Source organism: Pseudomonas sp. BR20 (genome assembly GCF_050780135.1).
Classification (GTDB): domain Bacteria; phylum Pseudomonadota; class Gammaproteobacteria; order Pseudomonadales; family Pseudomonadaceae; genus Aquipseudomonas.
Genome location: NZ_CP172012.1, coordinates 1,306,624 through 1,321,615 on the forward strand (window position 1 = coordinate 1,306,624; position 14,992 = coordinate 1,321,615).

Genomic DNA, 14,992 nt, shown 5'->3' on the forward strand with positions numbered 1-14,992 from the left:
AAAAAGCCCCCACCCAACCCACTGCGGATAGGGGACGCAATGGGCTGGGCGAGGGCTTCTTTTTACGACTGTTTTACTGCGCGATAGTTTTCACCGACACGCCACGTTCAACCGGGGTCGAGCGACCATAGATATCTTCAAACCGCTCGATATCGTCTTCGCCCAGGTAGCTGCCCGATTGCACTTCGATGATCTCCAACGGGATCTTGCCCGGGTTGCGCAGGCGGTGCACCGAGGCGATCGGGATGTAGGTGGACTGGTTCTCGCAAAGCAGGAACACGTTCTCGTCACAGGTGACTTCGGCGGTGCCGCTGACCACGATCCAGTGTTCGGCGCGGTGGTGGTGCATCTGCAACGACAGGCACGCGCCCGGCTTGACCGAGATGTGCTTGACCTGGAAGCGGCCGCCCATGTCCACCGAGTCATAGGAGCCCCACGGACGATAGACTTCGCAGTGGTTCTGGGTTTCGCTGCGGCCCTGTTCGTTGAGGGTGTTGACCATCTGCTTGACGCCCTGGACCTTGTCCTTGTGGGCAATCATCATCGCGTCCTTGGTTTCCACCACGACGATGTTTTCCAGGCCGATCACCGATACCAGCTTGCCGTTGCCGTGGATCATGCAGTTCTTGCTGTCCTGGATCACCACGTCGCCCTTGGTGACGTTGCCGTTGGCGTCTTTATCGTTGACCGCCCACAGCGAAGCCCAGCAACCCACGTCGCTCCAACCGGCGCTCAACGGTACTACGCAGGCGCGCTGGGTTTTTTCCATCACGGCGTAGTCGATGGAGTTGTCCGGGCAGCAGGCGAAGGTGGCTTCGTCGAAGGTCACGGTGTCGGCGTCTTGCTGGCTGCGTTCCAGGGTCAGCACGCAGGTGTCGTAGATGTCCGGATCGTGCTTTTTCAGCTCTTCCAGGAAGCGGCTGGCGCGGAACAGGAACATGCCGCTGTTCCAGAAGTAACCGCCGCTTTTGACGAACTCGACGGCGCGTTTTTCATCGGGTTTTTCCACGAACTGCTGCACGCGGCTCACGCCTTCCGGCAGCAGCGAATCGTTGGTGGACTTGATGTAGCCGTAGCCGGTTTCCGGACGGGTCGCCGGCACGCCGAACAGCACCATCTCGCCACGCTCGGCGGCCACGGTGGCCAGGGCCAGGGCACGTTGCAGGGCTTTTTGGTCGTCGATCACGTGGTCGGCCGGCAGCACCAACATCAGTTCATCGCGGCCTTCGTTGACCAGCATCATCGCGGTGAGGGCCACGGCCGGCGCGGTGTTGCGGCCGAAGGGTTCCATCAGGATGCGTTGGCACTCCAGTTTACGGTTGGCCAGTTGCTCGTTGACGATGAAGCGATGGTCCTTGTTGCAGACCACGATCGGGGAGTCCATGCCTTCGAACACCAGGCGTTCCAGGGTTTGCTGGAACAGCGTGTGCTCGCCGGTCAGGGCCAGGAATTGTTTTGGGAACTGTTTACGGGAAAGCGGCCAAAGACGTGAGCCGCTACCACCGGAAAGGATTACTGGGATCATGTGTTTCTCCTTGAATCAATTTGGGTCAGAGCTACGAAGGTTTGTCGTTTCACTCTTGTTTTTGTCTCGTGTCCGGGCCGGCCGCAGCCGGCCCGGAAAATTCATTCAGCGGGTCGACACCGGACGTTTTACCCAGACTGGCGAAATGCTCGAGCCCGAACCGGTCACGTACAGCACCGCTGCTTCACCGCGTTCCAGGGCCACCGGCTTGACGTCGCCGACTTTCTTGTCGCCGTCATACAGCGCCAGGCTCACCTTCACCGGGTTGATTTCACGTTCGCCACGGCCTTTGGCGGCCACCGACTTGACCACGTCGGTCTTGCCGTCGGCGGTCTTCAAGGTCAGGGCCTTGTCGCTCAGGTTCTGCACGCGCACCAGGGATTTCTGCTTGTTCTTGAACGGCGGTTCTTCGATCAGCTGTGGCTGGCCGCTGCTGTTATTGACCAGGGTGTAGTAGTGATCGGCGGCGAGTTTGACCGGCACGGTCTGGCTGCCGATCTTGGCGCTGTAGTCGCCGCCGGGCATGAAGCTGAAGTCGCTGCTGGCCAGCGGGGCCACTTCGCTGAGGTTGGTGCTGCCGACAGTGGCGCTGACTTCCTGGTTGGAGGCGTTGTAGACACGCACGAAGCTTGAGCCTTTCGGTGCGACTGGGCCGTACAAGGCAGCGTCACCGGCGAAGGCGGACAGGGATACCAAGCTCATACCGGCAGCCAGGGCCAGAGTCTTAGCGAGACGACGCGGAGTAGTAGTGAAAGTCATGTGAGTTACCTCTCTTTCAGTTTTGCGCCCGGTCGGGCGTCTCGGATTTTGGGTTTTTAGCTGGGGTGTTGATTGCCATGTTTTGTTGGCGCGAACCGGCTTGTTTAAGTTGCGCAACCCACGATGGGTCGGCATCACCGATTTCGTTGTTCACGGGCAGATAACGTTCAGGAAACTCCCAGATCAGCACCTGTGGCGGGCTGTTCTTGAAGTCGTCACTTTTCAGGTAGCTGAGCATCGGCAGGATCGGGCCGTGTCCGTCTTCGGCGTAGCTGACCACGTCGCTGCCCAGGGCTTGCTTGAGGGCGCCGACGAAATTCCAGTTGGGGTTGGCGCTGTAGCTGGTGCCCACCAGTGCCACCGGGGTTTCGCTGTCGCTGAACAGCGCGTCGTCGCCTTTGGTTTCGGCCAGGTGCGTGACGCGTTTTTGCAGCGGCTCCTTCGGCGGCATCAGGTTTTCGAACAGCGGGTCCAGGGGCAGGAACAGACGCAGGTCGCCTTTATGCGGCTCGGTCTTCTCGGCCTCGGTGACAAAACGCTGCGGCTCGCCGTGGAGCGGGGTCTTGTCGGCGATGGTTTGAGCCAACTGCTTGGCGGCGATTTCGGCGCCATCCGGGGTCCAGTGGGTGTCGGTGCGCAGGAACACTTGCTTGCCGCTTAGCTTGGCCTGTTGCAGCGGGCCGAGCAGGTCCGGGGCGATGATCTTGTCGGCGGCGACACGGGCGTGGAAGTCCTGGTACAGGTTGGCGTGGATGCTCGCCGGTTTCACTTCACCCAAGTGTTCCGGGTACAGGCGCACCTTGGCCGGCACGATCGCCATCACCAACTGGATGCCCTGGGCCTTGAGCTTCTGGCGTACGCCTTCGACCAGCGCGTAGTTGCCTTCAAGGTTCTGGTCTTCGTTGACGGCGGGGTTGAACTCCTCGTCGCTGTACAGCCAGTGATCGCGGCCCAGCACTACGCCAGGGCGGCCTTCATTGAACAGCTTGTAGTCCAGCGCGGCCCAGAGGTTGGTGCCCAATCGCTTGATCGGGAACTCCTCGTCGTAATGGGTCTCGACGGCCTTGGTCCAGCGACCGTTGAGCACGGTCGCGTCGGCGTTGGTGCTGAAGCCCAGGAAGCTGCGCAGCGACCAGGCACCCAGGGACAGCAGCACCACCAGGAACAGGCCGATATAGAGGACGCGTAATGAACGGGTCATGGTCGGCTCCCTCAGAATTGGAAGTAAAGGAACGGCGAGAAACTCTGCGCCGACAGTTTGAGAATCGACGCCACGAACAGCAGCAGCACCGCAGCGCGCATGGCGTAGCGTGGCCAGTCAGCGGTCCAGTAGGCCGGTTGCACGGCAGCGTCGCGACCTACGGTGAAACCTGGCTCGTGGATGCTGCCTGGGTTGTCGCCCGGCACGGCCTTGATCAGGCTCGGGTCGGCCGGCTTGGTTTTCTCGGCAGGGCGGTTGGTGTAGAAGTCGCGCAGGCCGAAGAACGCCAACGTTGCGTACGCCACCACCAGGGTTGCCACTTGCAGGCCGGTGAGGTTGGCGCGGTTGAGTTCCGACAGCGACCACTCGCCAAAGCTGAACATCGCACCGTACATACGGCCGGCGACGTGCAGGTTTTCGGAGCGGAAGATCACCCAGCCCATCACAACCAGCAGGAAAGTGAAAGCCCAGCGGAGGACGTTGAAACTGCGTGGTGCGGTGTTGAGGCCGATGGCTTTTTCAATCGCCAGCCACATGCCGTGCCAGGCACCCCACACGATGTAGGTGATGTTCGCACCGTGCCACAGGCCACCGAGCAGCATGGTCAGGAACAGGTTGCGGTAGGTGGTCAGCGTGCCTTTACGGTTGCCGCCCAGGGTGATGTACAGGTAGTCACGCAGCCAGGTGGACAAGCTGATGTGCCAGCGGCGCCAGAACTCGGTGATCGACTGGCTGATGTACGGCTGCTTGAAGTTTTCCATGAAGCGGAAACCCATCATCAAGCCCAGGCCGATCGCCATGTCGCTGTAGCCGGAGAAGTCGAAGTACAACTGCGCGGTGTAGGCCAGCGCCCCCAGCCAGGCATCGCCGGTGGTGGGGTTTTGCAGGGCGAAGCAGTGGTCGGCCACCACCGCCAGGGTGTCGGCGATGAAGACCTTCTTGATGAAACCCTGCATGAACCGCGTGCAGCCCTCGGAGAACTTGTCGAGGGTGTGGGTGCGGTTATTGAACTGGTCGGCCAGGTCGCGGAAACGCAACACCGGGCCGGCGATCAAGTGCGGGAAGATCGCCACGAACGCCGCGAAGTCGATGAGGTTGCGGGTCGCCGGGGTATCGCCACGGTACACGTCGATGATGTAGCTGATGGACTCGAAGATGTAGAACGAGATCCCGATCGGCAGCAGCACGTGGGTGAGGATAAACGGCTCCAGGCCCGCCGACTTCATCATCACGTTGATGCTGTCGACGCCGAAGTTGGCGTACTTGAAGTAGCCGAGGATGCACAGGTCGACCACCACGCCGAGCAGCAGCCAGCGCTGGGCCGGCTTGGTGCGCACGCCGGCGGCACCGACCTTGAGGCCGATCCAGTAGTTCCACAGCGTGACGGCCGCAAACAGCGCCAGGAAGTCCACTCGCCACCAGGCGTAGAACACGTAGCTGGCCAACAGCAGCAGCAGGTTGCGATAGCGTTGCCCGCTCAAGTAGTACAAGCCGAGAAAGATCGGCAAGAACAGAAACAGGAACACATTGGACGAGAAAACCATCCCGATCTCTCCATGTTTAACCAACAGTCAAGGGCCAGAGCCCCCCCAAACCCCCCACGAAAAAACGGGGAGGGCGGTACAACATTCCTACTGACGAAACCGGCTCAAAAATGTGGGAGGGGGCTTGCTCCCGATGGCGGTGTAACAGTCGCCATCTGTGTTGAATGACCCCCTGCTATCGGGGGCAAGCCCCCTCCCACATTTTTTACCGAGTTCGCTCAGGAACCTTTGTTGCCTTTTTCATGCGCCGGGTCGTAGACCTTGGTCAGGTCACCCCCGAGGCGGAAGGTCTTGAACGGCTGCATCCCGTGCTTGCGCTCGATCACATCCGGCGCGCAGGTGTAGAGGGTGCAGAACGGTTCGAGCCAGGCATACTTCATGTCCTCCTTCAGGTCCTTCATATCCTGCTCTTTGCCGTTCTTCTGTTCGAAGATCTCCGGGTCCTTGACCCCGGCCAGCACTTTGTCGCCCAGGCGCTTGAGCGCGCTGTTGTTTTCCTGGCGCAGGTCCACACCGTTGACCAGGGCAAAACTGGCGATCATCGACAGCGGCGGCAGGGCGTAGTTGTGGTACGACAGGGCACGCTGCTGACGTTTCAACTCGTTCGGCAGGAAGCCTTGGTCGTCGACCTGGTTCACGCCGACCTTGTATTCCTTCACGGCCCAATCAAACAGGTCGCGACGGTTGGTGGCGATGGAGGTTGCCATCACCGACCAGGCGGCCCAGTAGGAGTGGTTGTTGGTTTTTTCCAGCGGCAGGTTGTCCCAGTCGCTCACCACCTGATCGGCCAGTTTGTTGAACCAGGCTTCGATCAGTTGCGATTCCTGCTGGTGATTGGCCAACGGGTGCGAGTCGGAGAACTTCAGGCGTACATAGGCCGACGCCATGCTGCCCAGGGCCCATTTGCGCATGGACTTGCCGGTGTGGTTGAAGTCCTTGGACATCAGCGCATCGGCCTTGGCCCAACTGGTCAGCCAGTTGAGCGTGCATTCCAGCTGCTCCGGACGACCGTCGCGCATGAACTGCATCACGCGCTTGCTGGTGTCTTTTTCCAGCTTGGTGATGTCGGCGGTGCTGTCGCGGAAGGCTTTTTCCGACTGAACATTCAGCGTGGAACGGGCCTTGTCGGAGCCTTCGTACTTGCTGCGAAATTGCAGCGAGCCGGTGTAAGGCGCCGGCATGGCATCGCAGTCATTCTTGAAGTCGCCGGTCTTGAACGCTTCAATCGGTGCGAAATAGCCCTGGGGCGGGCGCAGTGGCGCGGCGGCGTTGGCTGCACCGGCGAAGATCGCCAGGCCCAGCAACGATGGAATCAATAACTTCTGCATAAGTAACCTCATTGCCCGAGTGAGGCAGTCTTCTGACCGCCGCTTGGGAATACGTTGCGTGTGCAAATTTTCGCTTCGACCTTCTGCGCGGCAGCGCCCGCTTCGGGGCCCTGTACTTCCACGGCCAGCAAGTTCTGCGAGGCCCAGTCTTCATCGGTGCGCAGTTCAAAGGCGAAACGCCCGTCTGTATCGGATGTTTCGGGTTTCTCGATCTTGATGTCCTCGTGGCGCCCGTTCATGTACCAGAGGGTGGCTTGCAAGGTTTTCACCGACGGGTCGGCGAAGCGGATATCAACCTGGTGATTGGCATTACGCAGGTCTTTGTTCGAACTGTTAACCATCAATTCGTTCTTGCCGGGTTTCAATGTTGTGCTCGCAGTCATCTGCGCGGTCTTGCCTTCGCAGCCGTTGTCGAGCAGCGACATCATCTGGCGGTAGATGGTCTCCTGGTCCAGGCGATACAGCGGCGAGAACTCCCAGATAAGGATTTTCGGCGGGCTCTTCTGGAATTCGTCGCTGCCCAGGTACTGGATCATCGAACCTTCCAGGCCACCGCCGGGGAAGGCGACGTTGAGGATATCGGCGCCGATTTCTTCTTCCAGGAACCCGGCGAAGTTGTAGTTCTTGCCGCTGTGGCTGGTGCCCACCAGGGTGATCTGCGGGTTGCCCGAATCGCCGAACAGGTCGCCATCACCGGCTTCGCCTTTCGGCTCGGTGGTGAACTGGTCCATGTACTGGATCGCGTAGCTGGTGCCGCACAGTTGCCCGGCCATGTTGTGCAGGGTGCCGGTCTTGCCCATGCGCCCGGAGCGCTTGGTCTCGAATTCGCGCTTGGGAATCTCGGCATACTCAGGCATTTGCTTGACCTTGGCCGCGACGATTTTCGCCGTGCGCTGGGCGCCGTACGGGGTCCAGTGTTGGTCACCGCGGAAGTAGAAATCATGGGCCGGCAGTTCGTCCGGCAGCTGCTCATTGGTCAACGGCGACAGGTCCGGCACCACGTAGCCCATCTTGGCGAAACGGCCGAGCATGGTCTTGTAGTTGCCCAGGGCTTTGTCGAAATCGAACGAGGCTTTTTCCGCAGGGTTGAGCTTGTTGCGGTTCACCAGGCCACGGGTCGGCTGGTAGACCACCACCAGTTCCACGCCCTTGGCCTTGAACGCATCGTGTAACTGCTGCATGCGCTTGTAGCCGGAAGGGCTGGTGTCGAATTCGGTGCGCAGGTCTTCCTGGGTACGGAACAGCCAGTCGCCCTGGGCTTGCACCAGGGTGGTGAAGTTCTGCTGGTAGCGCGTGGTGTAGTTCTTCGCGTCGTGGGCGGCCGGGCACAGGCTGCAGCACGGTTCGGCAGTGAAAGTCGGCGCCTTGATTTCGTCGGCGCGCACGCCCTGGCTGGCCGCGAGCAGGCCGAGGGTCAGACCCGAGAGGCTCAGCAGTTTGATCATGTGTGGGTGCATAAGGGTCATCCTCAGTCCTGCATTTCGGTCTGGCGTTCGACAGGGTCGATCAGCACGGCTTTCTGCTGGCGCACCAGCAGGTCGAGAATTTCTTCCTGACGATCGCCCAGCACGCCGGAGAAGCTGATGCCGCTGGATTTGGTCGGCGCCAGCATCGACACGCGGTACAGCTCGATACTCAATGGCGAGTCGATGGACAGCGGCCCGCTGCCGTTACCCGCCAACTCACCGCCGACCACGATCAGCGAGACCTTGGCGTCGAACGGGTCGAGGGCGATGTCGCGGTCGGTATCGGTCAAATCCTTGATGTGGCCGTACACGCCGGTCAGGCCGTTGGCCATCGAAGTGTTTTCGTACAGCTTGATGTTCACGCTGTTACGAATCCGGATGCCGTGGCGACGGTTGCTGATCACCTTGTTGCCCCACAGCAGGTTGTCGCCGCTCTCATAGAGGGTGATGCCGTCGGTGTGGTTGCGGTAGATCTCGTTGTCGGCGATCAGGTTGTTGACGCTGTTACGGTCGATCACCAGGCCCGAAAGCTTGTTGTCGTAGCTGCGGTTGTTGAAGATGAAGCTGTCGTTCACTTCCCGGGAAATGATGATGCCGTGCTTTTTCTTGGTGCCGTAGACGGTGTTGTCCGCGATGATCAGGCCGTGGGAACGGTCATGGGGGTCAATGCCGTAGACGATGTTGTCTTTGTAGGTATTGCCCTTGATCACGAAGCCCGTGGTCTCGTAGCAGTAGAAGCCGTACCACATGTCCGAGAACTCGGAGTCGATGATCCAACCGGTCGGCTCAGGGCGCTTGAGCACCTTGGCCATGTTCGGCGTGTACTGGGAAATACTCACCCCGTACGACTTACTGTTGGCATAGCCGAAGCTGGCCATCTTGGTCTTGGAGATGTAGGTTTCGGTACCGCCCCAGGCCAGCAGGAACGGGCGGAATTCCTTGGGCGACTGGAAGGTCGCCGGGCCGTTGGCCTTCTCTTTCCAGCCGGTGATCTGGGTGTCACGCACAAAGAGCTGGCCGTCGTTGATCAGGAACGAACCGGCTTCCTGGGACAGGCGCAGTTCTTTGGTCTGCTTGTCGATGTCCAGGATGCCCTTGCGGCCGACCACGATCGGCAACTTGGCCAGGAACACGCCCGGCGAGGTTTCGCTGAAGTACTGCTTGGGCACTTTGCCGAGCAGGTCCTTGAGGTTCATGTAACCGTCGTCGACAAAGATCGCCTGGGGAATGCCGTGCTGGCGCACCACCCATTCGGCCATCTTGTTGTCGCCGCCGATAAAGTCCTTGAGGGCGTCTTCCTGCATCATGCGGCGGATGCTGATCTTGCCGGGCTTGGTGCGTACGATCTTCTTTTCCATCGCTGCGGCGGTGTAGCCCGACAGGTCCGGCAGGGCTGGCTTGGCCATTTCCAGCGGCGCGGTCGGCGGGCTGGAAATGGTGTAGGTCTTGGCCTGTTGCAGTTCCTTGGCGATGGTCGGCGCCTTGGCCGCCGTATCGGCGAACGCTGTGGCACTGGCCATCAGCATTGCCGCGACGAGTAGGCTTTGAGCATTCATTGCACAGGCTCCCATCAGAATTTCCAGATCACGTCGACAAACGCGCGATGCATGTACGAGTCGACCTGGCTGCCGTAAGCGTCACCCGGTTTGAACACACCTGCACGGAAACGCACCAGGGCCGACGGCTCGTCGATCGACTGGCTGAGCGCGGCCGGCAGCAGGCCGGTCTTGAAGTACTTGGTGACGACCAGGTCCATTTCCTGGCCCAGGTCTTTCTTGCCGTCTTCAAGCGGCAGGGAAGTGCTGGACAGGATCGCGCCGGTCACGTCATCGGTGTTGTTCTGCACGGCGTCGATGCCGTTGCTGCCCACCGGCTTGTTGCCGTCGACACGCCAGAACTTGTGGTACACGAGGCTGGCGTCATAGTCCTCACGCAGTTGCCAGGAACCGAACAGGCTCATGGACTGCATGTTGTTCATCTCGCCACGAAACGCTTCGCCGAAACGGTGCACGCGGGACTGGGTGCCGGTGAAGTTCGAACGGTTGCTTTGCAGGCCGTTCTGCTCGTACTCGGCACTGGCGCGGGCATAGGCCGCACCCACTTGCCATTGCGGGTCCAGACGCAGGCGAATACCCAGATCGGTCGCCCAGCCACTGACGTCATCGCTGCGCTTGGCCTCTGTCGGACGGGTGCCGTCGGCGTTCAAGGCATTGACCGAGTCGCGGTCGCCTTTCATGCCGGTGATGCTGGCCCAGTAGTTGACGGTGTTGGTGTTGCGCCAGTTGTAGGCGTCGCTGTTGGCTTCGATGCCGAGCCAGGTCAGGTCGCCGTTCTCGCGCTTGTCCAGGGAGTCGGTGGCCACGCCCGGTTCCGGGTAGTCGAGCTTGCCGTTGTCATGGGTGTGATGGCCACGCAGGCCGATCCATTGGCCTGGCGTCCACTGGTAGGACGCGTCGGCGTAGAGGTGCTGACGGTCCTTGTCCTTGGGCGACAGTTCCTTGAGGTCGGTGCGGTATTCGCTGAAACGTTCGGCGACGCCGACGTTGGCCTTGAGCAGGGTGGTGTCGAAGGTCCAGTTCAGCGCTTCGATGTTGGTGTCGCGCCATTGGCCGTCGTCGTTGCGCAGGCGTTGGCGACCGAGCTTGAGGATCTCGCCGGGGTAGGGCGTGAAGCCGCTGTAGCCGACCCAGAACTCACGCATGGCCAGGTAGTTTTTCTTGGTCTTGCGGTCGTTGTTGGTGGTTTGCTGGTTCTCGTCATCCGCCGACTGTTGCAGGGTGTCGGTCTCGATGATGTCGCTCGACACGACCGCCTGGCCCATGGCGTAGGCACTCCACGCGCCGCTTTCGCCGTAGATCCACGGGCGCAGGTCGAGGCCGACACCGTTGACGTCGCCGCCTTTCTGGGTGCCGAGGTCGCGGTCATCTTCGGACTGCGCGGTGGCTTTGACTTCCAGGCCGAAGTTCTTGGCTTCGGTCAGCGCGGCCAGGGTCGGGCACGACCACAGCAGGGCGAAGGTCAGGCCGATGCCGGCCTGCACGAATGGATTGAGCTTCATAGGGATTCCTCGCCGTCTTCTTCTTCCAGGGCGTGCAGTTGCAGCGTGCTCTGGGCCAGGGTGCCGCGGGCGGCCAGTTCCTGTTGCACCAGGCGTTGGCCTTGGGCGCGTTGTTCCGGTGTGAGCGGGGCTTCGAGCTGCGTGGCCAGGTCATTGGCCTCTGGCGTGTCCTGGGCTTTAGCCAGTTGGCTGAAGACATAGGCATTCAATGGGTCGGGCTTGGTGCCCTTGCCTTGGGAAAACAATTGGGCGATGGCGAAGTCGGCGCTGTTCTGGCCGTTGCGCGCAGCGGTCAGCAGGTGGTCCAGGGCTTTTTGTGAATAGACCTGGCCCAGGTAACCACGGCGGTAGATCTGGCCGAGGTAGTAGTCGGCAGCCACTTCGCGGCCCACGGCTTTCTGGAAGTGCGCTTCAGCCGCCTTGGCGTCCGCCGGCACCCACTTGCCTTCGTAGTAGAGCTTGCCCAGCAACAGCTCGGCGCGCGGCTGGTCGGCGGCGCGGCCGTTGTCCAGGTACTTCATCATCTGGTCGACGTCGCCCAGTTCGGGGAAGTCGTAGAGCAGTTGCGCCAGGCTGACCCAGGAAGCCGGGTAGCCGGGGGCGATTTTTTCCAGCAGGGCCTGGGCGGTTTTCTCGTCGGTCTTGCCCAGCGTGGCGTCGCCCAGTACGCGGGCTACGCTGTCGACGCGTTGGGCGGTGACGGTGCCGCGGCTGTAGCCGGCTTCCATCTGCTTGAGCAGTTCGGCCTGTTTATCCGGCTCGGCTTTTTTCTGGTAGACCGTGGCCAGCTCGACGTAGCAGATATCGGTGGTGTTCAACGCGGCCTTACAGATGCGCTCAACGTCATCCAGATGCTGGTCGTAGGTGTCCTGGGTGCGATACAGCAGCACCTGGGCCAGGCCGGCTTCCGGGTAACCGGCCGCCTGCCACTTGCTGATCTGCTGCTGGGCATTCACGTTGGGGAAGCTGTGCGGGTATTGCAGGTACAGCATCGCCAGCGGGATCAACGTGTTGCCTTCGCCATTGGCAAAGGCTTTTTTCAGCAGGCCTTCGGCTTCATGGTGTTCGGCTTCGGTGGAGCCTGGCTTGGCCACCAGCAGGCGACCGAGACGCGCCTGGGCACGCGGCGAGGTATCCGCCGCGGCACGGTAAGTGGCCTCGGCCTGTTTGATTTGCGCCGGATCGCGGGTGCCTACCTGGATATCGGCCAGGCCCACCTGGGCCTCGCTGTAACCCAGCTCTGCCAGTTGCTGGTAATTCTGCTGCGCGGTGACGGTGTCGCCACGCTTGAGCGCTTCATTGGCCAGGCGTTGGTCGGGCAGGCCGGCGCAACCGGCGAGGGCGATGGCCAGCGCCAGGGGCACGGGCAGGGTTCGAAGGGCGCTCATGATTAAAGACCCGCAGCCATGGCTTTATCGATCAGCCAGTTCAGGGATGGGCCACGGTCGCTGGTCACTTCCACCGGACGGCCGGCGTAGGCGCTGTCCAGCGGGGCGTCAGGCTTGATCTGTACGCGGATGTCGGAGGACAGGTCGGCGCTGTTCAGGCTGGTGCTGCTGACGATGGTGCCGGTGCGGGTCTGCTCTTCGTCAGCCACCTGGAAGCTCACCGGGGTGCCTGGGCGCACGTCACCGAACTGACGATAGGAGAAGCGTGCTTCCACATTGGCCTGGCTGCCGCGTGGCACCAGTTGGAAGATCACGTCGCCTTTGCTGGCGTACTGGCCGTCGGCGACCAGTTGCTGGGCGACCACGCAATCGCACGGCGAGGTGAGGGTGCCGGTCATTTGCTTGCCGAACAGTTCTTCGACCTTGGCCGGTTGCAACTGGTCTTCGTCCAGGTGGCCCTTGAGCACATCCAGCATGCTGGTGCTGAAGGTCGCCAGTGGCGCACCTTTGGCCGCCACCGCGTCACCTTTGAGCAGGCTTTGCACGGTGCCGTCGCGCGGCATGGTCACGTTCATGCCAGGCACGCTTACCAGGCCCGCCTGGGCGTGGCTGACGAAGTACATGCCGTACACCGACTTGAAGACGAAACCGAAGGCTGCGAGACCCAACAGGAAGATCGCCAGGCTGAACGTCACGGCGCGCAGGCGGCCAAAGGCGCTCATGTTGCTGCCGCCGTCCTTGACCTTGCGTGCCTTGGTGAAGTTATCGCGTTGGAGGGTCGCCAGCACATCACCCATGGTCACGATGTCACCCGACAGGTGCGAGGTGATCAGGTGGCGCAGGGTGGAGATATCCTGGGCGTCGAGGTTCTGGAACTGGCAACCGGTGCGGCCGCTCTGGCGGTCGTAGGAGCGGATCTGCAGCTCCACATCCATGGCCAGGCCGAGGTTGTCGATGACGAATTGCAGGCGACCCTTGTGCACTTCACCCACGGTCAACGGCTGGGTGGCAGTGAACGCCAGGCCGCCGGCGGACAGGTCGATGACCCGTGCTTCGGTCTGGGTGCGGTCAGTGTTGAAAAAGCGCAGCTTGGCCGGGATTTTGACCCGGGCATGTTGACGCTGGGCTTCGGATTCGTGGACAACGTTGGCGTTTACTTGGCTGTTCATGACGGTGTAATTCCTTGGTTAATTCAGGCTTGGCAGGGTCAGACCATCATCAGCAACACGGCAACGAAGATGCTGCCGGCGGAGAAGGTCATGGTCCGAGACGACCAGGTGTTGAACCAACGTTGAAAGCTGGCCAAATCGCGGGTCAGTTTGGTGTCCTGGCGTGTCCAGGACTGTTGATCAAGGCGGAAGAACACGTAGATCTTCACCAGCGCGCCCATGATCTGGTTGTAATAGAGAATCACCGGGTAAGCCGGGCCGATCTTGTGGCCGGAGCACGACAGCAGCAGGGTCAGGATCAGGCGGGTGATGCCGATCCACAGCAGGTACGCGAGGATGAACGCGCCGCCGTACTTGAAGGTGGCGATGATTGCCACGGTCAGGCCGAGCAGGGAGGTCCACATCGACACGCGCTGGTCGAACAACACGATGCTGGTGAACAGGCCGAGGCGGCGTACACCCAGGCCGAGGGCTCGAGAGTTCTGGCGCAGGTTGTTGCCGTACCAGCGGAACATCAGCTTGCGGCTGGCCTTGATAAAGCTCTTTTCCGGCGGGTGTTCCACGGTATGGATCGCGGCATCGGGCACGTAGAAGGTGTCGTAGCCCAGGCGCATCAAGCTGAACCAGCTGGACTTGTCATCACCGGTGAGGAACTTGAAGCGGCCCAGGCGCCAGTGTTGCAGCGAGTCGCTTTCCACGTCGGCGATAAAGCCCGGGTCAGTCACGACGTTGGCACGGAACACCGACATGCGACCGGTCATGGTCAGTACGCGCTTGGACAGGGCCATGGAGCACATGTTGATGTGGCGCTGGGCAAAGCGCAGCTTGTGCCACTCGCTCATGATGTAGCCGCCGCGCACTTCGCAGAATTCGTTGGTGGTCAGGCCACCGACGTTGCCGAACAGCTGGAACCACGGCACGGTCTTGCGCACCACGCCTTCGGCGAGCACGGTGTCGCCATCGATCACCGCAACCACGGCGCGGTCGTCCGGCAGGTGGCGGGAGATGGCGCGGAAACCGAAGGCCAGGCCGTCGCGTTTGCCGGTACCGGCGATACGCACGAAGTCGAGCTTGACGTGGTCCGGCGGGTTCATGCGTTCCCACAGGCTCTTGACCAGCAGCTCGTCGGACATTTCCACCAGCGAGCAGACCACGGTGGTCGGGAAGCCGCATTCGATGGCCTCGCGAATCACCGAGCTGTAGACCTGCGCGGTGGTCAGCGCATCGATACGGAAGCTGGTGACCATCAGGAACACGTGGGACGGGTCCGCAGCCTTGCCCAACTTGCGTACTTTACGGCGCAGGTGTGGGTAGACCACGTACAGGAACAGCATGCCGCGAAAGAAATGCGTAGCACCCATCGAGTAGCGCCAGATACCGACGGCGCCAATCAGGAAAATAAAATTCTTCGACTCGGAGTCGAACGTACTCGCCGGCAACAGCAGGGCGAGACCCATCAGCAGGCTCAGAAAGAACAGCCAGCCGGCGGAGTGGAGCAGTACGTGTTTTAACTTGGACATAAGCGTCATCCGAAGGTGAAGAAGGCTTCGAGCT

General features: G+C 61.2%; 11 protein-coding genes. All 11 read right to left on the reverse strand.

Annotation, left to right across the window (positions count from 1 at the left end):
• Positions 1 to 73 precede the first annotated feature (73 nt).
• The 11 genes from ACHPFG_RS05855 to alg8 all read right to left on the reverse strand — a co-directional run bounded on the left by ACHPFG_RS05855 (position 74) and on the right by alg8 (position 14,958).
• On the reverse strand, positions 74 to 1,525 hold the full coding sequence (locus ACHPFG_RS05855; RefSeq protein ID WP_027604735.1) for a mannose-1-phosphate guanylyltransferase/mannose-6-phosphate isomerase: 1,452 nt from the start codon (positions 1,523 to 1,525) through the stop codon (positions 74 to 76).
• A gap of 105 nt (positions 1,526 to 1,630) precedes the next feature.
• Entirely contained in the window at positions 1,631 to 2,284 is a 654-nt protein-coding gene (locus tag ACHPFG_RS05860; RefSeq protein ID WP_431701815.1) for an alginate O-acetyltransferase AlgF, read from the reverse strand.
• 16 nt (positions 2,285 to 2,300) lie between these two features.
• The gene (locus ACHPFG_RS05865; protein WP_431701816.1) at positions 2,301 to 3,485 is read right to left on the reverse strand and encodes an alginate O-acetyltransferase; all 1,185 of its coding nucleotides are present in this window, start codon (positions 3,483 to 3,485) and stop codon (positions 2,301 to 2,303) included.
• An 11-nt stretch (positions 3,486 to 3,496) separates the two neighbouring features.
• Positions 3,497 to 5,029, reverse strand: coding sequence for an MBOAT family O-acyltransferase (locus ACHPFG_RS05870; RefSeq protein ID WP_053131362.1), 1,533 nt, complete (start codon positions 5,027 to 5,029; stop codon positions 3,497 to 3,499).
• A 218-nt stretch (positions 5,030 to 5,247) separates the two neighbouring features.
• Positions 5,248 to 6,357 (reverse strand): mannuronate-specific alginate lyase, encoded by a 1,110-nt coding sequence (locus ACHPFG_RS05875; RefSeq protein WP_090409225.1) that lies wholly within the window; start codon positions 6,355 to 6,357, stop codon positions 5,248 to 5,250.
• An 8-nt stretch (positions 6,358 to 6,365) separates the two neighbouring features.
• Positions 6,366 to 7,814, reverse strand: a complete 1,449-nt coding sequence (locus ACHPFG_RS05880; RefSeq protein ID WP_431703442.1) for an alginate O-acetyltransferase — start codon at positions 7,812 to 7,814, stop codon at positions 6,366 to 6,368.
• An 11-nt stretch (positions 7,815 to 7,825) separates the two neighbouring features.
• Entirely contained in the window at positions 7,826 to 9,394 is a 1,569-nt protein-coding gene (gene algG / locus ACHPFG_RS05885; protein WP_431701817.1) for a mannuronan 5-epimerase AlgG, read from the reverse strand.
• On the reverse strand, positions 9,394 to 10,881 hold the full coding sequence (locus ACHPFG_RS05890; protein ID WP_431701818.1) for an alginate export family protein: 1,488 nt from the start codon (positions 10,879 to 10,881) through the stop codon (positions 9,394 to 9,396). The genes algG and ACHPFG_RS05890 overlap by 1 nt, the downstream gene beginning before the upstream one ends.
• Positions 10,878 to 12,269, reverse strand: a complete 1,392-nt coding sequence (gene algK, locus ACHPFG_RS05895) for an alginate biosynthesis TPR repeat lipoprotein AlgK (protein ID WP_431701819.1) — start codon at positions 12,267 to 12,269, stop codon at positions 10,878 to 10,880. Before algK ends, ACHPFG_RS05890 begins: the two co-directional genes overlap by 4 nt.
• Positions 12,270 to 12,271: 2 nt before the next feature.
• Complete coding sequence (locus ACHPFG_RS05900) at positions 12,272 to 13,438, reverse strand: PilZ domain-containing protein (protein WP_431701820.1); 1,167 nt, start codon at positions 13,436 to 13,438, stop codon at positions 12,272 to 12,274.
• Positions 13,439 to 13,476: 38 nt separating this feature from the next.
• Positions 13,477 to 14,958 carry a mannuronan synthase gene (gene alg8, locus ACHPFG_RS05905; RefSeq protein WP_053131348.1) on the reverse strand — a complete coding sequence of 494 codons (1,482 nt, stop codon included), beginning with the start codon at positions 14,956 to 14,958 and terminating at the stop codon, positions 13,477 to 13,479.
• Between the last annotated feature and the right edge of the window lie 34 nt (positions 14,959 to 14,992).